We start from the raw sequence: 20529 nt of genomic DNA on the forward strand, positions 1-20529 counted from the left end.
CTAATCATCACTTAAATGTGCGTGCCCAATTCGATCTAAGCGGTTTTCGTAATCAATCCGAATTAATACCGCAATTGCAATCGCCATAATCACTAAACTTGAACCACCATAGCTCACCAATGGGAAAGTTAAGCCTTTGGTCGGCAGTAACCCCGAAGCAACACCAAGGTTTACAAAGCCTTGAATAAAAATCCAAATGGCAATACCAAAAGCAAAGAAACCTTTAAATCGTTCTTCTAGTATTAACGCTTCACGACTGACTTTTAAAGCTCTGAAAGTTAAGGTGAGTAATAATAGCACAACGATAACAATTCCAACTAATCCAAATTCTTCTGCAATGACTGCCATCACAAAATCGGTATGTGCCTCAGGTAAATATTCTAATTTTTGCACAGAATTACCCAATCCTCGCCCCCAAATCTCGCCTTGCCCAAACGCCATTTGTGAGTTAGATAGTTGGAAGCCATCACCATAAGCATCAGCAAAAGGATCCATAAAAGAGGTTATACGTTTTAAACGATATTCTGATGTTAAAACCAATAGAGCAAAGACTACAACGCCTGCGATACCAAGAAAAATAAACTGTAAAACTTTCGCCCCCATAATAAAAAGCATTGCAAATGTCAGCACAAAAAGCACCGCTATACTTCCCAAATCAGGTTGAGCCAGCAACAAGCAGCTAAATAAAATCAGGATTACCATAGGGCGAATGAAACTAATGCTTTTTTGTCGCATTTCATCAAATTTTCTTACATAGAAGCTCGCAAAATAACAAATCACCGCAAATTTTGCTAATTCTGCAGGCTGGAAATTAATAGGACCGATAGGGATCCAGCGTGTTGCCCCATTTACTGTTTTTCCAACAAACAATGTAATTGCAAGCAAAAGTAGGGCTGAAATAAATAACCAACCATTATACTTTTCCCAATGTTTACTTGGAATTTGAACAAAGAAAGTACAAGCACAAATAGATGCGATAACATAAAAACCATCTCGCACCGCAAAATAGAAGGGGTCTTCGTGTAGCCGACTACTCACAGGAATAGAGGCTGAAGTCACCATAACAAATCCAATGATCAGCAATGCGAGAAATAACCACACCAATGTTCGATCATAGAGTGCATTAACAGGCGTTAATCTTGTCCACTTATCCCACTCAATCCGAATTTTTTCTAGCATTAGATAACCCCTTGAGCCAACGCCACAAACTGTCTGCCACGCTCTTCAAAATTTTTAAACTGATCTAAACTGGCACAGGCTGGTGAAAGTAGCACCATATCGCCTGATTTTAATAGTAAACGAACTTGTGCGACAGCTTGTGTCATTGTTTCCACTAAAACGCTATTTTGAGTTAAAGCGGCAAGTTCCGCCCCATCTTTTCCAAAGCAGTAACAGACTGTATTTGGCTGATTAATAAAAGGTTTTAACTCAGAAAAATCAGCATCTTTCCCATCGCCACCCAACAACAGATAAAGCGTTCCTTCGACTTGTAAACCATTTAATGCAGCCACAGTACTGCCGACATTCGTGGCTTTTGAGTCGTTAATCCAGCGTACGCCATCATTCGTCGGTACTAGCTGGAAACGGTGATCTAATCCTGAATAGCTTTGTAAGGCTTTCACAATCCCTGAACGAGCAACACCAGCCGCTTCCGCCAATGCCATTGAAGCCAAGGCATTCATCACATTGTGACGACCCGTGATTTTCAGCTCATTAATCGCAATAACTGCTTCATCGCCAGAATAGAGTTCACCATTACAAGCGGTATATTCTGCATCTTTTTCTGCAAATTTTTTCAAAGATCTGATCGCTTGCTCTGGGAAAGTTTGTGGATCTTCGCCATTTACAATAATATTTTCCGCATTTTGATAGATACGCAATTTTGCTGCACGATATTCTTCAACGGAGTTATTGTAACGATCCATATGATCTTCACTGATATTTAAAATGGTTGCTGCTTTCGCTTTTAAGGAATAAGTCGTTTCCAACTGGAAGCTTGATAATTCCAATACATAAAGTTCGTAATCGCTTTTCAATAAGCTCAAGGCAGGCACGCCGATGTTACCGCCCATACCGACTTTGATACCTGCTTGTTTTGCCATTTCCGTTGTCAAAGTCGTTACCGTACTTTTACCATTTGCCCCTGTAATCGCAATAATCGGTGCTTTTGCTTCACGGCAGAACAACTCAATATCGCCAACCACTTCTACACCAGCTTGAATAGCTTGCTGAATTTCTGGCGTTGCTAAGGCAAGTCCTGGGCTAATCACAATTAAATCAGAACTTAATAACCACTCAAGGTTTAAACTGCCTGTATGCAGTGGAATATCCCTCGATAATTTATCTACCCCAGCAGGATTTGCACGGGTATCAATCACTCGCACTTGAGCCTGTTTGTCCGCAAAAAATTCGACACAAGATAAGCCTGTTGTGCCTAAGCCGATAATCGTGATGGTTTTGCCTTGATATTGATTTTGCATTTTGTTGTTCTCTAGAAACGGTATTTTCAGATGTAGGGACACACTGCGTGTGTCCGCTTTATTTTCATTATTCCTCGATTGGTAAAACTGTAACGGACACACGCAGTGTGTCCCTACATTAATTAACGTAATTTCAACGTCACCAATCCAATTAACACCAACATTAAGGTGATAATCCAAAAACGCACGATAACACGTGGTTCCGGCCAGCCTTTAAGTTCAAAGTGGTGGTGGATCGGTGCCATACGGAAAATACGTTTTTGGCGAAGTTTGTACGATCCAACTTGTAAAATCACCGATAAGGCTTCAACCACAAAGACACCGCCCATCACCACTAGTAATAATTCTTGGCGAACTAATACGGCAATCACCCCCAATGCACCGCCAAGTGACAATGAACCGACATCCCCCATAAAGACTTGTGCTGGGTAAGTGTTAAACCATAAGAAACCTAAACCTGCCCCTGCAATTGCCGTACATAAAATCACTAATTCACTGCTATATTTGATATAAGGAATGTGCAGATATTGTGCAAAATTATAGTTCCCCGTTGCCCACGCAATTAATGCAAATGCCCCTGCGACCATAATGATCGGCACAATTGCCAAGCCATCTAAGCCGTCGGTTAAATTCACTGCATTACTGGTTCCGACAATCACAAAATAGGTGAGAACAATATAGAATAAGCCAAGCTGTGGCATCACATCTTTAAAGAAAGGAACAACTAACTGGGTAGCAGCGGTATCTTTACCAATCGCATACATACCAAAAGCAGATACTAAGGCAATCACCGATAGCCAAAAATATTTCCAACGAGCAATCAAGCCATCGGTATTTTTACGGGCTATTTTCCAATAATCATCTACAAAACCGACAACCCCATAACCAAATAGGATAAATAGCACAAACCAGACATAGGGGTTACGCAGATCCGCCCATAACAACGTACTCACACCGATAGCTAATAAAATCATAATACCGCCCATCGTTGGTGTACCCCGTTTTTTGTAGTGGCTTTCAGGACCATCGTGGCGAACTTCCTGTCCGAATTTGAGAATTTGTAAACGGCGAATGACCGTTGGTCCAATCCATAAGCCGATAATTAATGCTGTCAATAACGCCATAATAGAACGGAAAGTAATGTACGACACCACGTTAAACGCGGTGTTGTATTGCACCAGATATTCAGCAAGCCACACTAACATAAGCTAATCCTTAAAAAGAAACATCAAAAGAACGACATAAGGAAGCAATTACTTCTTCCATTTTTTGGCTACGAGAGCCTTTTGCTAATAATACAAGCGGTTGATCTTGTTCGATTTTTTGCAAAATGTTCGGGAGCAAAAACGCCGCCATTGCTGTTTTATCATTAAAGTGGTGAGCTGAATTACCACTAATCACCTCACTCTCTTTGCCGAAGCTGACCACTAAATCGAGCTTCGCCTGTTTAACGAAATCAGCGACTTCTTGGTGACAAGCTGGGCTGTCTTTGCCAAGTTCCGCCATATCACCCACCACAAAAATGCGGAAAGCCGGATACTGTTTTAACACTGATACCGCAGATTTCATTGAGTCCACATTGGCATTGTAACTGTCATCAATAAACAGTACATTCTCTTTAATTTCAATCGGATACAAACGCCCTTTAACCGCTGAACGCTGTTCCAATCCAGCTTTAACCGCAGTTAAATCCGCCTCGACTGCCATTGCGAGTGCTGTTGCCGCTAACGCATTACTCACATTATGTTCGCCTAGATAAGGCAAGTTGATCTCAATTTCGCCTTGTGGCGTATGTAAGGTAAAGCGTGAACCATTGAGGTGTAACTCAACATTTTCCGCCCAAAAATCTGCATAGCTGTCTTTATCTTCGCCGGTGTAGCAGAACGACTGTAACTCGTGATCGCCAATCTCTTTCTGCCATTCTGGATAGTAATGAGCTAAATTCACAATCGCCTTACCACCAGCTTTCAAGCCACGATAAATTTCACCTTTAGCTTGAGCCACACCTGCCAACGAGCCAAATCCTTCAAGATGAGCAGATGCCACGTTATTCACTAAACAGGCATCAGGTTGTGCAATTTCGGTGGTATAAGCAATTTCGCCGATGTGGTTCGCCCCCAGTTCAACCACGGCAAATTTATGCTCAGGGGTTAAACGTAATAAGGTCAATGGTACACCTAAGTCATTGTTTAAATTACCAAAGGTATAAAGCACCTGATCTTCACAAGCGGTCACTTTTTGCAAAATTTTTGCAGTCATCTCTTTGACGGTGGTTTTGCCTGAAGAGCCCGTAATTGCCACAGTTTTTGGGTTAATTTCCGCTTTCAGCCATTTTGCTAACTGCCCTAATGCCAAGCGAGTATCTTCCACAATAATTTGCGGTACATTCACCGCCAATTCACGCTCAACAACTAACGCCACACAGCCTTGTTCTATCGCTTTTTCTACATAATCGTGAGCATCAAATTTTTCGCCTTTTAAGGTAAAAAATAAGCCTTTTTCAACCGTTTGACGGGTGTCTGTACTGATGTTTTCAACAACAACCTCGCCACTACCGAGTAGTTTACCCTTTAGGGTTTGAGCGAGTTGTTGGGTGGTTTGTTTTATCATTTATTATCTTCTTTATTGTAGGGACACACTGCGTGTGTCCGTTAAAAAATAGCTCCACGAAAGATGGCGGACACATGCAGTGTGTCCCTACGTTCTACCCCAAAAACTTCCTCGCCCACTCTTGATCCGAAAAATGATATTTCTTCGTGCCGATAATTTGGTAATCTTCGTGTCCTTTACCTGCAATTAAAATCACATCTTTTGGTTCGGCTTGGGCAATCGCTTGTTCAATCGCATATTGACGGATATGCATAGACTGCACCGCTTTTGGCTTGCGGAAACCTTTCATAACATCATTAAAAATCACATCAGGATCTTCGGTGCGTGGGTTGTCATCAGTCACAATCACTCTGTCCGCCAACTGTTCGGCAATACGAGCCATTAGCGGACGCTTACCTGTATCACGGTCGCCACCGCAACCAAACACACACCATAGTTCGCCTTCACAATGCAAACGAGCGGCATCTAAGGCTTTTTCTAAGGCATCAGGGGTATGGGCATAATCAACAATCACCATCGGGCTTTCTTCCGCATTTTCTTTGCTGATTAAACACTCCATACGTCCGCATACACCGTTTAACAGCGGTGCGGTTTCGACTAATTTTTGCAAATCGTAGCCCAACGCCAATAAACCAGCGAAAGCGGTTAATAAGTTGCTGACATTAAACGCTCCGATTAAACGGCTTTTAATTTCTCCATTACCCCAGCTACTTTCAAATTCAATAGTTGCACCTTGTAGGGTAAATTGCACCGCTTTCGCTTTAATCCAACGGGCTTGTTGTGGTTGAAACTGGCTATCGGTGCTGACAGCGACGGCCTCAGGCAATTTTGCTAACCATTCACGCCCAATTTCATCATCAGCGTTGATTACTTGTTGTTTTGAAGAAAGCTCGCCAAATAAGCGGAACTTCGCTTGGGCATACTCTTCCATTGTGTTGTGATAATCAAGGTGATCACGGCTTAAGTTAGTGAAAATCGCCAAGTCAAAGTCTAGCGCTTCGGCACGATATTGAGCCAAACCGTGAGAAGAGACTTCCATTGCACAGAAATCCGCCCCTAATTCGACAAAGTTCACCAGATTGTGTTGAATTTCAACGGCAGAACCTGTTGTATTTACCGCTTCTTGCACTTGCCCATATAGTCCGTTGCCAATAGTACCCATCACCGCAGATTTACCGCCAAGCAAGTTTCGCCATTGTGAAAAAAGCTGTGCCGTAGTGGTTTTGCCGTTAGTGCCTGTAATACCCACAAGGGTTAATTTTTCTGACGGATTGCCATAGAACGCTCCAGCAATTGCCGAAAGTTGTTTCGGTAAATTTGGTACTTCCAGTACACAAGCGGTCGAATTTGCAAATTTTTCTGCAAATCTCACCGCTTGAACGTCATCGTCCGCTTCAGATAAAACTAAAGAAGCACCTTGTTCAATCGCTTTTTCAATAAATTGACGACCATCGACTTGATGTCCTTTTAAGGCAACAAATAGATCACCTTTTTCAACCTGACGGCTGTCCAAGGTCATTTTGTTTAATGCTTTTAATTCGCCCCAATGGTTAAGTTCAGGGAAAAAGGAAAGTAAAGGGTTCATTATTGCCTCTTAGTTTATCGAATTTGTTTTCATCTCTCTCACTGCACTTTTTGTATCTTCAGTAAGATTATCTGGTTTAATGTTTCTTGTTTTTAAAGTATGTCCCATAATGCTTGAAAACAGTGGGGCAGATACCGCACCGCCGTAATAATTGCCAGCTTTAGGCTCATTAATCAGAACCACTAAAGCAAATTTTGGATCGCTGGCTGGGGCGATACCTGCGGTATAGGCGATATATTTTTCGACATATTTGCCTTTTTCTAATTTGCGAGCAGTACCCGTTTTAATTGCGACACGGTATCCATCAACAGCAGCTCTTGCACCACCTTCACCTTTAGCTGCAACACCTTCCATCATCTGAACAACATCTTTGGTGATTTTTTCTGGCAGCACACGCTCACCAATCACTGGTGGATCCACTTTTGTAATCGAAAGCGGACGATAAATCCCAAAACTGCCTAATGTTGCATAAGCTCGGGCTAATTGTAATGGAGTGACATTTAAACCATAACCATACGCCACTGACGCACGCTCAATATCCGCCCAACGTTTGCGATCACCGTTTGTACCACGTTGTTCACCAAGCCCTAAGCCTGTATCTTTACCAAAACCGACCTTGCTATAAGTTTCGACTAATGCGGTTGATGGCATTCTTAACGCTAAACGGCTTACACCTATGTTACTTGATTTTTGTAAAATCCCAGTCAGTGTTAAACTATCTCGTGGTGCAACGTCCCTGATCGTATGTCCGTTTACTACAAATGGGTGAGTATCAATCACTTCGCCTAAATAAGTGGCTTTATGTTGTAATGCGGTAAGCACAACCAAAGGTTTTACCGTTGAACCAGGTTCAAAGGTATCTGTAATGGCTCTGTTGCGTGATAACTCCGCTTTAAAATCCTCTCGATTATTTGGATTAAACGACGGTGCATTTGCCATTGCTAACACTTCGCCTGTTTGAACATCAACTAAAACAGCAGTTCCCGATTCCGCTTTGTTTTCGATTACCGCTTTTTTAATTTCACGATAAACCATTGATTGAAGTTCTTCATCAATGCTCAACATTACATCTTGCGGATCATATTTTTTCTCATCGCGAATATGTTCAATCACATTACCACGAGCATCTTTACGGATAACCTGTTTACCGTTTTTACCAACCAACAAGCTATCAAAGCTACGTTCTATTCCTTCCGAGCCTTGTTTATCATCAACATCGGTAAAGCCGATTAATTGGGAAATTTCTTCTGCAAGAGGATAAAAACGGCGAGTTTCTGCTTTTAATACAAGCCCATCAATTTTTAATGCTCGAGCATAATCTCCTATCACATCTGATTCGTGACGAGAAATATATAAAAAACGTTGATTTGCTGAAGCATAAAGTTTATCCATCATTACGCTGTATTTCATATCTAATGCTTTGGCTAACTCTTGCATTTTTTGGCGTTCAAGCTGAGCATACTCATTTTCCAAATGTAAAAACATAGAATTTGGATTATTGCGTATGCGTTGAATTAATACGTTGTAATCTAATGCAGTTGCACGAGCGAGTAATGTCCAATAATCCTCATTTTTATTGTTTAAAATCGCTCTAGGATCATATTTATTTTCTTTATTCTGTGGTTTTTCTTTAATAAAACGATTCACACTAGCTTCAATTTTACTGGCTGAAGCCTCCATTTCCATAGCCAAAACTCGCCATAACGATTTATTACGACGAAGTTTAGTATCAAAATATTCTTTAGGATCAATCGTAATTGAATACATCGGCACACTAATTGAAAGCACTCGCCCATTTCTATCTAAAATTTTCCCCCTTGTAAAAGGAAGCTCTTTTGTCCGTAAAGAGCGATCATTTGCTTCTTTGATTAAACGTTCTGAATCAGTGACTTGTAAGAAAAAACTTTGACCGATCAAGGCACAGACCATTACACCGATAAACAGATAAACAAATCCAAATCGGGCAGGCAAAAAACTAGGCTGGGGTGAAATATCTACCTCTTTTAATTCATCTCCCATCGTATTTTTATTTTTAGGGTTATATTTCACTGATTTTTTCATTTTTATTCCACTAAAATGATTTCTTGTTCTTTTTTAATTGGTTGTAATCCAAATTTTTCAGCAACAGCTTCGACTAAAAACTTCTGACTTTTTGAATTTTCTTCTAATTGCAAATGAACATACTGATTTTCAAGCTTCTGTTTTACTTGCAATAATTTTCCCTGCTCTGCTGTTAATAAACGTGTTTGGTGCGTAATCCAAATCGTTGCAACAGCACTAATCACCACCCCAACAAGTAGCAATAACGCCACTTTATTATGGCTAGTTAAATCGTCTAAAATCACTTGACGTAAAGGATAGCGTTCACTCGACATTATCTTTTCTCCGCAACTCTTAACACCGCACTGCGTGAGCGTGGATTGGCTTCAATCTCCGCTTCACTTGGCATAATCGCTTTGCCGACGGTTTTTAAAGGAATATTCTTATTTAACTCACTTTCTAAAATCGGCAGACCTTTCGGCACCGTCTCGCCTTTGCTCTGCTTACGCATAAACTGCTTCACCATTCTGTCTTCTAGAGAATGGAAGCTGATAATAGACAAACGCCCTTCAGGTGCGAGTACAGTTAGGGCTGAATTTAATGCCTTTTCTAATTCATCTAACTCACTATTAATGTAAATACGGATTGCCTGAAAAGAGCGAGTTGCTGGGTGTTTATGCTTATCTTTAAACGGCACGGCATCTGCAATAATTTGTGCCAGTTGCAAAGTACGCGAAATTTTTTCACTTGCAGATTTATTGTAAGAAACGACCGCTTGTGCAATGCGTTTGGCAAAACGCTCTTCGCCAAACTCTTTTAACACCCAAGCGAGATCATCAACAGACACCTGTGCTAACCACTCCATTGCAGATAAGCCTTTGGTGGTATCCATTCGCATATCTAATGGTCCATCACGCATAAAACTAAAACCACGTTCTGCTTCGTCAAGTTGTGGGGAAGATACGCCAAGATCGAGCAAGATACCGTCAATTTTGCCGACTAAATTAAGTTCGTCACAAATATCAGGAATGGATGAAAAAGCACTGTGAACAATTTGAAAACGGGGATCAGTGATCGTGTTCGCTTCTGCAATCGCACGCGGATCACGATCAATCGCAATCAATCTACCCTGTTCACCCAATTTGCTTAAAATAAGACGTGAATGCCCACCACGCCCAAAAGTACCATCGACATAGATACCGTTGGGTTTAATGGCTAAACCATCAACTGCTTCGTGTAATAACACCGTAATATGTTTGGGTGAGTCACTCATTTTGATTATCCGTTATTGTTATAAAGAAAGGTTCTTTAATGCCTCACAATGAAGCATTTCTTCTGAGCTACCAATTGCAAGATCTTCGCTAATCTGTTTCTGCCATTGTTGATCTTGCCAAATTTCAAATTTATTTAACTGCCCAACCAACATAATCTGCTGTTCTAATTGAGCGTGCTGACGCAAAGTCGGGCTAAGTAAAATCCGTCCAGCAGAATCCATTTCACATTCTGTCGCAAAACCTTGCATAACCCGTTGAATACGACGCTGTGCAGGATCGAAGTTAGACAGAGCGAGCAATTTTTGCTCGACAATTTCCCATTCGTGCAACGGATACAGTAATAAACAAGGCTGGCGAATATCTACGGTACAAACAAATGACCCGTGGTAACTCTCCAAAAGCTCGGCACGATAACGGGTCGGAATAGCGATCCGCCCTTTGCTATCAATGCTGATTGAAGTTGCTCCACGAAACATTTTTTTGCTCACTTAACCTTAGAGATTCGGAAATTTGGAAAAAATTCCACAAAACACCACTTTTTCCCACTTTAATTGGAGAATTTTATAGTTTTCGTAGATTAGGGGCAAGAAATTTGTCAGAAAAATACGAATATATTTAATTATAAATAGAATTCATTACCCGCAGCAAAAACAACAAACTTCTTTACATTGCCTCAAAATCAAGCAAACGAAAACATTTGTAATTGTTGTAAAACACAGTACATTTACTTGTAAACGTTTTTACAATAGGAGAGCTTTTTAAGCTTATTTACATGAAAAACAGAGTTCGGTGGAATCATCAATTTAGACAAAGTTCGTTCTGACAAAGTATATAGCTTAAATTTAACGCTATGGAAGCGCAATTGGTATTGGTTAGGAGTAACACCTAGGGCTACAATTTACCTATCGTAAGCAAAATAGTAATTTGCCAACGCTCTATTCCTGTACGGATAAAAACGTCAATATCTTAGTTGAAAGCCAGTTTTAAATTGTAGGGATAGGGACTATCCCCTTCTATCTCTATTTCCTTGCCTTTGACCAATCTAACGAGGAAACAAGCGAAAATCCCCTCTTACATAACTTTTCTTAAAATTAGCTGTTGTGCAGCTGCTACACAACACCAGATAAAATCTTATTTAAAACAAATTGATCTCGTCGCCCTATTCCTTTATTCCCTAACTTTCTCTATAATCCTAATCCTCTTACGTTCTTTAAAATCTGGTGTAATTATGAACCCAATGTTAAATATCGCTATTCGTGCAGCACGAAAAGCAGGCAATATTATTGCTAAAGGCTATGAGCAAGCGCCTCAAGACACTCAAGTTGCTCAAAAAGGCGCAAATGACTATGTTACCGAAATTGATAAAGCAGCAGAAGCAGCCATTATTGAAGTGATCCGTAAATCGTATCCTGATCATGCTATTGTTGGCGAAGAATCAGGCGTTTTAGCTGGCACAAATAACGATGTACAATGGGTGATTGATCCATTAGATGGCACAACAAACTTTGTTAAACGCTTGCCACATTTTGCGGTGTCGATTGCTATTCGTGTGAATGGTCGTACTGAGGTGGGTGTTGTATATGATCCTATTCGTAACGAATTATTTACCGCTGTGCGTGGCGAAGGTACAAAATTAAATGAATTCCGCCTTCGCATTAGTAATGAACGTCGTGATTTACAAGGCACAGTGTTAGCAACAGGTTTCCCGTTTAAAGTCGCAAAACATCGTACTGCTCACTTAAATATGATTGAAGCCTTGATGAACAATGGCGTAGCAGATTTCCGCCGTACTGGTTCTGCAGCATTAGATTTAGCTTATGTGGCTGCTGGTCGTGTTGATGGTTACTTTGAAATCGGATTAAAACCGTGGGATTGTGCTGCAGGCGATTTAATTGCCCGTGAATCAGGTGCGTTAGTGACCAACTTTGTTGGTGGTACAGATTACTTAAAATCAGGTAATGTAGTGGCAGGTAGCGGTCGTGTTGTAAAAGAAATTTTAAACAGTATTCAACCGACCTTAACTGAAGAACTCAAAGCCTAATAATAGATTTTTTTGATGGGCAGTTGCCCACCCAACGATTAAAGATAAGCTTATGCAAAAGACCTATCCATTGCTCAGTCAAATCAACTCACCTGATGATTTGCGTTTATTACCAAAAGATAAACTTCAACCTCTTTGTGATGAACTGCGTGCCTATTTGTTAGAGTCCGTCAGTCAAACAAGCGGTCACTTAGCCTCTGGATTAGGCGTGGTCGAATTGACCGTTGCCTTGCATTATGTTTATCAGACCCCATTCGATCAACTTATCTGGGACGTAGGACACCAAGCCTATCCACATAAAATTTTAACGGGTCGCCGTGACCAAATGCATACTATTCGTCAAAAAGACGGCTTACACCCATTCCCTTGGCGTGAAGAAAGTCCTTTTGATGTATTGAGCGTTGGACACTCTTCTACCTCCATTAGTGCTGGTTTAGGCATTGCCGTTGCCGCAGAAAAAGAGAACGCAGGGCGTAAAACGGTCTGTGTGATTGGTGATGGTGCAATCACTGCAGGTATGGCATTTGAAGCGATTAACCACGCAGGTTCAATTCATACCGATATGTTGGTTATCTTAAATGACAACGAAATGTCCATCTCAGAAAATGTGGGAGCATTAAATAATCACTTAGCTCGCCTTTTCACTGGTTCGCTTTATGGTACTTTACGTGAAGGGGGCAAAAAACTGCTCTCAGGCATTCCGTCGATCAAAGAGTTTGTGCGAAAAACAGAAGAACACGTTAAGGGCTTTGTTTCGCCTGTTGGCACAATGTTTGAAACCCTTGGCTTTAACTATATCGGCCCGATTGACGGACACGATATTGAAGAACTGATTTCTACCCTGAAAAATATGCGAAATATGTCAGGGCCACAGTTCTTACATATTAAAACCAAAAAAGGCAAAGGTTATACTCCAGCGGAACAAGACCCTATCGGTTTCCACGGTGTGCCGAAATTTGACCATACAAGCGGTAAGTTACCACAAACCAAATCCGTACCGACCTATTCCAACATTTTTGGCGACTGGCTTTGCGAAATGGCAGAGCGTGATCCGAAGATTATCGGCATTACCCCTGCAATGCGTGAAGGATCGGGAATGGTTGAGTTTTCTAAACGCTTTCCACAACAATACTTTGATGTGGCGATTGCCGAACAGCACGCCGTGACCTTTGGGGCAGGGCTTGCGATTGCAGGTTACAAGCCTGTAGTGGCGATTTACTCTAGCTTCCTACAACGTGCTTATGACCAACTTATTCACGATGTGGCTATTCAAAACTTGCCTGTCATTTTTGCAATTGACCGTGCTGGTATTGTGGGAGCAGACGGGCAGACCCATCAAGGCGCATTTGATTTAAGTTTTATGCGTTGTGTCCCAAATATGACGATAATGTGTCCAAGTGATGAAAATGAAATGCGTCAAATGCTTTACACTGCTTACACAATGAACAGCCCTGTTGCCGTGCGTTATCCGCGTGGCAATGCACAAGGCGTTGAGCTTCAACCGATGCAAACCCTTGAAATCGGCAAAGGCAAAGTGTTAAAAAAGGGGGAAAAGGTCGCTATTCTCAATTTCGGGGCATTATTAAACGAGGCCAAACAAGTGGCAGAAACCCACAATTACACGCTGGTTGATATGCGTTTTGCAAAACCGCTAGATGAAGCCTTGATTGCTGAGCTTGCCGACCGCCACGAATTATTAGTCACCCTTGAAGAAAATGCCCTTCAAGGTGGGGCTGGTAGTGCAGTAAACGAATACTTGCAACATATCGGCAAAATCAAACCGCTATTAATGTTGGGCATTCCTGATTTCTTTATCCCACAAGCTACGCAAGCCGAATCCTATGCGGATTTAGGGTTAGATGCGAAAGGGATTGAGCAGAAGATTCTATCTATGAAATGAGTTAATTTCCAAATCTCATTAAAAAGCTAAGATACTAAACCTAAGTTGCCCATTCTTAGGCATGGCAGACAAATGGGCACAGTAGACAAACTAGTTACTAATGTTTATTTTTTCTAAATATTAGCAGCAAATTTGTCTATTATCCCCATTCTTATGCCATAAATCTATCTTCCACAATATCACTATTAGGAGATATTACTTCAGCTGCTCTTCAATAATCCCACCGCCCAAACAGACTTCGCCTTGATAAAATACGGCGGACTGTCCTGGGGTAACGGCGATTTGAGGTTCATCAAAAATCACTCGAATGGTTTCGTCATCAAGCGGTTGGATTTCACATAAAATATCCGCTTGGCGGTAGCGTGTTTTTACTGTGCAACGTAGTTTTTCACGGATCGGTTGGCGATCTACCCAGTGAAGTTGGCTTGCAATCAGGCCGCTTGAAAGCAACGCAGAATTATCCTGACCTTGAGCGACAATTAGCACATTATTCACCAGATCTTTTTCCACTACATACCACGCATTTTCACTCGCCCCTTTGACACCACCAATACCTAAACCTTTGCGTTGTCCTAAGGTGTGGTACATTAAGCCATCGTGACGACCAATCACTTGCCCATCGACGGTTTTAATATCCCCAGCTTGTGCAGGTAAATAACGAGCAAGGAAATCTTTGAATTTACGTTCGCCGATAAAACAGATCCCCGTCGAATCTTTTTTCTTTGCTGTCGCTAAACCTAGGTCTTCTGCAATAGCTCGGACAATCGGTTTTTCAATATCACCAACAGGGAAAAGACTTTGTGCAACTTGTTGCTCGCTCAGAGTGTAGAGGAAATAACTTTGATCTTTGTTGCTATCAAGTCCACGCAATAATTTTGGCTGTTGATCAAGCGGTGGACGACGGACATAATGCCCTGTGGCAATAAAATCCGCCCCTAAATCCTCTGCAGCATATTCTAAAAAGGCTTTGAATTTGATCTCTTTGTTACACAAAATATCAGGGTTTGGTGTGCGTCCTGCTTTATATTCGGCAAGGAAATGCTCAAACACATTATCCCAGTACTCTGCGGCAAAATTGATTTTATGCAGTTTAATACCCAGCTTATCGCAAACGGCTTGTGCATCGGCTAAATCTGCCGCTGCTGTGCAGTAATCGGTGTCATCGTCTTCTTCCCAGTTCTTCATAAACAAGCCTTCCACTTGGTAGCCTTGTTGTTGAAGAATAAAGGCTGAAACCGAAGAATCTACGCCTCCCGACATTCCGCAGATCACTTTTTTCTTTGCATTTTCCGCTAATTGTTCATCGGTAAGTGCAGGAAAATGTTGTTGGTAAGTTTTTGATTTCATTATTGTTGTTCTGTCCGTTGATAAAATTGCTGTCCCACTCTGTCGATATGCTGAATAAAATTTTCGTGAGCCAGTTCGTGATAAATTGAAAGATCAAACAGATAAGGTAGGCTAGAGTCTTCTAAATCTAGCCTGATTTTACCCAATATGCTCTGATTAAGATTTGGTCCTTTAAAAGTTAAGTCAACATCAGAACCTATCCGATAATTACCCTTTGCTCGAGAACCATAAATAATCGCCTGCTCAATTTCGGGGTATTTCTTGAGAATATCAGTAATTACCCTAATAGATTGTTCATTTAATCCAAACTTTTCTGCCATAATTCCATCATTCTCTTTTCTAATGCAAGGAAAAGGGGAAGATAAATGTGAACAATTTTTTCAAATTCTTTCAACAAAATTTGAGCATCATAAGTATGAACTGTCATATTACGGCTATTCAACATTTCCATCCAATGATGCCCCTCAAAAATAAGCTCATATTGAAAGGCTATTCGAGTTACGTTTCTAGGTCCATTTGCATCTAAAAGACCTTGATATTTCAAATAGTCTTGCATTACTTTCCAAGCAAGTTCGTGAGCGATTTCAAAACTTTGAATAATCCCTTTTTTGATAATATCAAGATCAGTATCTGCATACTTTTCTACATCATCTTTTAGATAAGCAACAGCATGTTGATAATTTTCAAAACGCTGTTTCCAGCGAATATCTTGTTGCTCCATTTTTCCTTCCTATTGATGAAAAAATTATTTTACTTCGTAAAACTGAGCCTCTTTCTTGGCAAATTTTTCTTCATATTCGGCTTTAGCAGCTTCATCGCCTGCTTCTAATTTTGCTTTTAAATTATCACAAGGCTCATCGCAGTCACAGACTTTTTTCATTCCTAATGCAGAAATACCGCCACAACTACCTTTAATTGTTTTACCTTTGATAATAAAGCCGATTGACATCATAAATACAATGGCTACAAAGAAAGCAAAGGTTAGTAAAATTGTTTCCATTTTTTATCCTATTATTTTTGATTAATTAATTTTTCAAAGGCACTCGACATTTTAGTTTCATATCCGTCGCCTTTCTTGATAATTAAGAAAATTGCTAAATTTTCACGTTCTGCCACTTCCAGTGCTTTTTCTGCTCCTAACACATATAAGCCTGTTGAAAGTCCATCTGCAGTCATTGTGGTTGGTGCAAATACAGTAATTGAGGCTAAGTTATGGCTAATCGGACGTAATGCTTTTGGATCGATAATGTGAGATAGGCGATTACCCTGTTCATCTTCAAAATAGTTGCGGTAATTACCCGAAGTCGCCATACCTAAATTATGCAATGGCACAACAATTTGACTTGATGTTCCTTGAGCAAATTCAGGTTTTTCAACTGCAATACGCCACGGTTGCCCTTTTAAATTTAGCCCTTTTCCGCGTAATTCACCGCCGATCTCAACAAGGTAATGTTGTACCCCTAATTGCTCAAGGTAATCCGCTAATTTATCTACGCCAAATCCTTTGGCAATTGCTGAAAGATCGAGATAAAGCTCTGGTACTTTTTTTGTTAATGTGGCTTTTGTGGCGTTATCATCTAAGACTAATTTTTCAATACCAACCCAAGTGGCACGTTCTGCAATTTGTTCTTCCGTTGGTGCTTTATTTAGGCGTTTATCTGGTCCAAATCCCCATAAATTAACCAAAGGCCCAACGGTCACATCTAACGCACCTTCTGTCACTTTATTTAGACGTACCGCTTCTTTGACCACTTTGGCAAAATCAGAGGCAATTTCAAACGGTTTATCTGCCTCTTTCATTTGATTAAATTGGCTAATTTGAGAGTCTTTTTGATAGGTGGACATCTCGTTATTTACCATTTTTAACAACGTATCCATTTGACGTTGAACCTCTTCTGGTTTAGGTAAATTTGTTAAGCTACCATCATCAATATATTTGATATGGTAGGTTGTTCCCATTGTTTTACCTTCAAAGGCAATTTGTTGGGGTTCTTTATTACAAGCAGAAAGCATTACAGCGAAAAATGCCGAAATTGCCCACATTAGTAACGTTTTGATTTTCATACATCCTCCCAAAACGAATAATTAAATTAATAATGGAAAATAGATAAGGGTGATTTCCTTATCTATTTTCCATTATTGGATTGTGTTAATACCCTACATAGAATTATAGCATAATCTATTAGGTTCAGTATGTGGAAAATGCTCCATTTGTAAAACACAATAGATTTTTTATGATATAAAATTTACTATTTAGCAGTTTTATTCACCAAAATTTTTCGGTAAGTTTTTTAACATTTCAACCCAAATTTCGGTACTACGTTGACTGCTCATTGCTAAACATTCTACGGCTTTTTCGTAATCATTAGTTTCACAAGCGGTACGAAGTGCTTGGTAAAATGCAAAACTTAATTGGCGAGAACTAGGATTAGAGAAAAATAAAGATGCCGTTTTTAAATAGAGATCTTTAAAACTATTTAAAATCAACCCATAAACAGGCTTATTGGCAATAAAAGTAAATTCACGATATAGCTTATAGTCAAATTCAGCATAAGCTTGTGCCGTATTTTGAAGTAATTCAAGATCTTTTAAGAGTAATGAAGAAGCTAAATGATCAGCTTTAATTGCCTCAGGAATAAAGTATTCCCCCATTCTAGTACGCAATGAAACAACATTTGAAATAATCGTTGGTGTAATAGATTCATCTAAATGAATTAATGTACTAATGATATTTGGACCTGCTGTTTCCCAAATATTATTTACTCGAGTTGGCTTACCGTGTTGAATACTCAACCAACCATCACGCGCAAGACGCTGTAAAACTTCTCTTAACGTTGTACGCGTAACACCAATAATGTCTGCAAGCTCACGTTCTGCAGGTAAATCTGAACCAGCTGGAAAGCGGTTACTCCAAATACTTTTGATTAAATACTCTTCAGCAAGGGCTGCTGGGCTTTGGGCTCTTAAAATGTCTGATTGATTCATTGATTTATCTCAAAAAATGAAGAAATACTTCAAATAAATAGTAAAAAGTGTGATGTACTCATCAAAAATGATATTGCCTTCCATATAATGGCTCTTGGGGTATTATCGTTTAATCTAAACTAGATTACAATCCACAATCATTTTTACTTTTTAATTAAATCTATGAATAATCTTGACGCTTTTTATAAAAACTTTCTCGGTAACGCACCAGAATGGTATAAGGCTTGTATTATTGCCTTCTTAATTATCAATCCATTGCTCTATTTTTTCATTAGTCCATTTGTTGCTGGTTGGGCATTAGTGGCTGAATTTATTTTTACGTTAGCAATGGCATTAAAATGTTATCCTCTACAACCAGGTGGTCTACTTGCCATTGAAGCTGTCGCTATTGGAATGACGAGTGCTGAGCATATCAAAAAAGAAATTCTCGCCAACTTTGAAGTCGTTTTATTGTTGATCTTTATGGTGGCAGGTATTTACTTTATGAAACGCTTGTTACTTTATGCATTCACTAAGCTACTGATTTCCATCCATTCTAAAAAAATGCTTGCACTCACTTTCTGTTTAAGTGCGGCATTCTTATCTGCATTCCTCGATGCTTTAACGGTAATTGCGGTGATTATTAGTGTTGGAATGGGATTCTATAAAGTTTACCATAAGGTCGCATCAGGTGGGCTTTTGGACGATGATGAGTCCGATGATGCTTCAAATGATAAATTAATTACAAACAAACAAATTTTAGAACAATTTCGTGGTTTCTTGCGTAGCTTATTAATGCACGCTGGAGTAGGTAGTGCGTTAGGTGGCGTGATGACAATGGTCGGTGAACCGCAAAATTTAATTATTGCTGCTCAAGCTGATTGGGGATTTGGGGAATTTTTCTTACGGGTAGCTCCAATTAGTATCATTGTGCTTGTATCAGGTATTGCAACCTGTTATCTCGTAGAAAAATACAAACTTTTTGGTTATGGTGACCGCTTGCCGCGTAAAGTTTGGGTGGTATTAGCCCATTATAACTTGCGTAAAGAACAAGAGATGACAAAACGAGACCGAATGAAATTGGTTATTCAAGCCATAGCTGGTGTTTGGTTAGTCATTGCGTTGGCATTGCATTTAGCGGAAGTAGGATTAATCGGTCTCTCTGTTATTATTTTCTGTACAGCTTTCTGTGGTATCACTGATGAACACGCCTTAGGACGTTCTTTCCAAGAGTCGCTACCATTTACCGCATTGCTTGTGGCTTTCTTCTCTATCGTTGCCGTGATTGTAGATTTGAAACTCTTTGATCCAATTACTCAATTTGTTCTGTCCGCTGAACCAAGCTCACAATTGGTGCTGTTCTATACATTTAATGGATTGCTTTCAATGATTTCGGATAACGTTTTCGTTGGAACCGTTTACATTAACGAAGCAAAAGCGGCTTTCCAAGCTGGCATTATTAGTAGGGAACAATTTGACCTGATTGCTGTCGCAATTAACACAGGAACCAATTTACCATCAGTTGCTACTCCAAATGGACAAGCTGCATTTTTATTCTTATTGACTTCTGCTATTGCACCATTAATTCGTTTATCCTATGGACGAATGGTCTATATGGCATTACCATATACCGTAGTTTTATCAGGAGTAGGGTTCTTCGCATTAGAATTTTTACTGCCACAATTAACAAAATTAATGACGGAGTGGGGCTGGTTAATCACTCGTTAAGAATAAAGGAAACCGTATGCTAACTTATTTTAAAGAGCTATCAATAAGTCGTAGTGCTTGGCTACTTCTCACTGCAAGCTGTACAGCACTAGAAGCTGCTGCGCTCTATTTTCAACACGGAATGGGACTAAACCCTTGCGTGATGTGTATTTATGAACGATTAGCTCTATTGGCGATTTTAATTGCGGGGATTATCGGCTTTTTAGCCCCCCGCAAAACGCTCGTACGTTGGCTTGCATTATTGCTTGGTTTATTTGGCTCAATAAAAGGTTTAAGCCTTGCAATTAAGCATACGGATTATCAACTCAATCCTGCTCCGTGGAACCAGTGTTCACCTTTTGTAGATTTCCCTGAAACATTGCCATTGAACAAATGGCTCCCAGATCTCTTTGAAGCTACAGGTAAAGGCGATTGTGGAAAAGTGGTCTGGCAATTTTTAGATCTCTCTATGCCACAATGGTTGATTGTGGTTTTCTCTATTTATATTGTCGTTTTTGCTGTTATTATTATAAGTCAATTCAAGCAAACTTCTTCATACAGAACATTATTTCGTTAGGTGA

General features: G+C 40.1%; 20 protein-coding genes. 5 read left to right on the forward strand and 15 right to left on the reverse strand.

Translation table 11 applies throughout. From position 1 onward, the window contains the following. The 9 genes from ftsW to mraZ all read right to left on the reverse strand — a co-directional run bounded on the left by ftsW (position 1) and on the right by mraZ (position 10465). Complete coding sequence (ftsW, locus tag B0183_RS00880; protein ID WP_021111556.1) at positions 1-1179, reverse strand: putative lipid II flippase FtsW; 1179 nt, start codon at positions 1177-1179, stop codon at positions 1-3. Then, positions 1179-2480, reverse strand: a complete 1302-nt coding sequence (gene murD, locus B0183_RS00885; RefSeq protein WP_071610122.1) for a UDP-N-acetylmuramoyl-L-alanine--D-glutamate ligase — start codon at positions 2478-2480, stop codon at positions 1179-1181. Before murD ends, ftsW begins: the two co-directional genes overlap by 1 nt. Before the next feature lie 122 nt (positions 2481-2602). Continuing rightward, positions 2603-3685, reverse strand: a complete 1083-nt coding sequence (mraY, locus tag B0183_RS00890) for a phospho-N-acetylmuramoyl-pentapeptide-transferase (protein WP_021114248.1) — start codon at positions 3683-3685, stop codon at positions 2603-2605. A gap of 10 nt (positions 3686-3695) precedes the next feature. Further along, on the reverse strand, positions 3696-5090 hold the full coding sequence (murF, locus tag B0183_RS00895) for a UDP-N-acetylmuramoyl-tripeptide--D-alanyl-D-alanine ligase (protein WP_021114247.1): 1395 nt from the start codon (positions 5088-5090) through the stop codon (positions 3696-3698). A 94-nt stretch (positions 5091-5184) separates the two neighbouring features. Further along, a complete protein-coding gene (gene murE, locus B0183_RS00900) occupies positions 5185-6675 on the reverse strand; it encodes a UDP-N-acetylmuramoyl-L-alanyl-D-glutamate--2,6-diaminopimelate ligase (protein ID WP_078208186.1) in 1491 nt (496 codons plus the stop codon). A 9-nt stretch (positions 6676-6684) separates the two neighbouring features. Next, positions 6685-8736 (reverse strand): penicillin-binding transpeptidase domain-containing protein, encoded by a 2052-nt coding sequence (locus B0183_RS00905; RefSeq protein WP_078208187.1) that lies wholly within the window; start codon positions 8734-8736, stop codon positions 6685-6687. Between the two features lie 2 nt (positions 8737-8738). After that, positions 8739-9053, reverse strand: a complete 315-nt coding sequence (ftsL, locus tag B0183_RS00910) for a cell division protein FtsL (RefSeq protein WP_078208188.1) — start codon at positions 9051-9053, stop codon at positions 8739-8741. Beyond that, the gene (gene rsmH, locus B0183_RS00915; protein WP_021114244.1) at positions 9050-9988 is read right to left on the reverse strand and encodes a 16S rRNA (cytosine(1402)-N(4))-methyltransferase RsmH; all 939 of its coding nucleotides are present in this window, start codon (positions 9986-9988) and stop codon (positions 9050-9052) included. Before rsmH ends, ftsL begins: the two co-directional genes overlap by 4 nt. 18 nt (positions 9989-10006) lie before the next feature. Further along, positions 10007-10465 (reverse strand): division/cell wall cluster transcriptional repressor MraZ, encoded by a 459-nt coding sequence (gene mraZ, locus B0183_RS00920; protein WP_005711321.1) that lies wholly within the window; start codon positions 10463-10465, stop codon positions 10007-10009. Between the two features lie 321 nt (positions 10466-10786). On the opposite strand from mraZ, the gene B0183_RS12565 reads away from it, so the two are divergent. The 3 genes from B0183_RS12565 to dxs all read left to right on the forward strand — a co-directional run bounded on the left by B0183_RS12565 (position 10787) and on the right by dxs (position 13930). Next, positions 10787-10900 (forward strand): surface lipoprotein assembly modifier, encoded by a 114-nt coding sequence (locus tag B0183_RS12565; protein WP_223300066.1) that lies wholly within the window; start codon positions 10787-10789, stop codon positions 10898-10900. A 317-nt stretch (positions 10901-11217) separates the two neighbouring features. After that, positions 11218-12030, forward strand: a complete 813-nt coding sequence (gene suhB, locus B0183_RS00925) for an inositol-1-monophosphatase (protein WP_005711323.1) — start codon at positions 11218-11220, stop codon at positions 12028-12030. A 52-nt stretch (positions 12031-12082) separates the two neighbouring features. Continuing rightward, complete coding sequence (gene dxs, locus B0183_RS00930) at positions 12083-13930, forward strand: 1-deoxy-D-xylulose-5-phosphate synthase (protein ID WP_078208189.1); 1848 nt, start codon at positions 12083-12085, stop codon at positions 13928-13930. 195 nt (positions 13931-14125) lie between these two features. On the opposite strand, the gene mnmA is transcribed toward dxs, so the two are convergent. From mnmA to fadR, 6 genes are all read right to left on the reverse strand, one after another. Next, complete coding sequence (mnmA, locus tag B0183_RS00935; RefSeq protein WP_021111547.1) at positions 14126-15277, reverse strand: tRNA 2-thiouridine(34) synthase MnmA; 1152 nt, start codon at positions 15275-15277, stop codon at positions 14126-14128. Continuing rightward, on the reverse strand, positions 15277-15597 hold the full coding sequence (locus B0183_RS00940) for a nucleotidyltransferase domain-containing protein (protein WP_021114240.1): 321 nt from the start codon (positions 15595-15597) through the stop codon (positions 15277-15279). The genes mnmA and B0183_RS00940 overlap by 1 nt, the downstream gene beginning before the upstream one ends. Next, positions 15576-15998 (reverse strand): nucleotidyltransferase substrate binding protein, encoded by a 423-nt coding sequence (locus tag B0183_RS00945; RefSeq protein WP_005711331.1) that lies wholly within the window; start codon positions 15996-15998, stop codon positions 15576-15578. The genes B0183_RS00940 and B0183_RS00945 overlap by 22 nt, the downstream gene beginning before the upstream one ends. Positions 15999-16022: 24 nt before the next feature. Further along, positions 16023-16277 (reverse strand): (Na+)-NQR maturation NqrM, encoded by a 255-nt coding sequence (nqrM, locus tag B0183_RS00950; RefSeq protein WP_010785861.1) that lies wholly within the window; start codon positions 16275-16277, stop codon positions 16023-16025. Between the two features lie 11 nt (positions 16278-16288). After that, a complete protein-coding gene (locus B0183_RS00955; RefSeq protein WP_010785862.1) occupies positions 16289-17341 on the reverse strand; it encodes an FAD:protein FMN transferase in 1053 nt (350 codons plus the stop codon). 198 nt (positions 17342-17539) lie between these two features. Beyond that, on the reverse strand, positions 17540-18262 hold the full coding sequence (fadR, locus tag B0183_RS00960) for a fatty acid metabolism transcriptional regulator FadR (RefSeq protein WP_078208190.1): 723 nt from the start codon (positions 18260-18262) through the stop codon (positions 17540-17542). 162 nt (positions 18263-18424) lie between these two features. Here fadR and nhaB point away from each other — a divergent pair, with 162 nt between their 5' ends. Together nhaB and dsbB are read left to right on the forward strand one after the other, a co-directional pair. After that, complete coding sequence (nhaB, locus tag B0183_RS00965) at positions 18425-19969, forward strand: sodium/proton antiporter NhaB (RefSeq protein ID WP_021111543.1); 1545 nt, start codon at positions 18425-18427, stop codon at positions 19967-19969. A 16-nt stretch (positions 19970-19985) separates the two neighbouring features. Further along, positions 19986-20525 (forward strand): disulfide bond formation protein DsbB, encoded by a 540-nt coding sequence (gene dsbB / locus B0183_RS00970; RefSeq protein WP_078208191.1) that lies wholly within the window; start codon positions 19986-19988, stop codon positions 20523-20525. Positions 20526-20529 lie beyond the last annotated feature (4 nt).

The sequence above is a fragment of the Glaesserella parasuis genome, assembly GCF_002015085.1.
Taxonomy (GTDB): domain Bacteria; phylum Pseudomonadota; class Gammaproteobacteria; order Enterobacterales; family Pasteurellaceae; genus Glaesserella; species Glaesserella parasuis.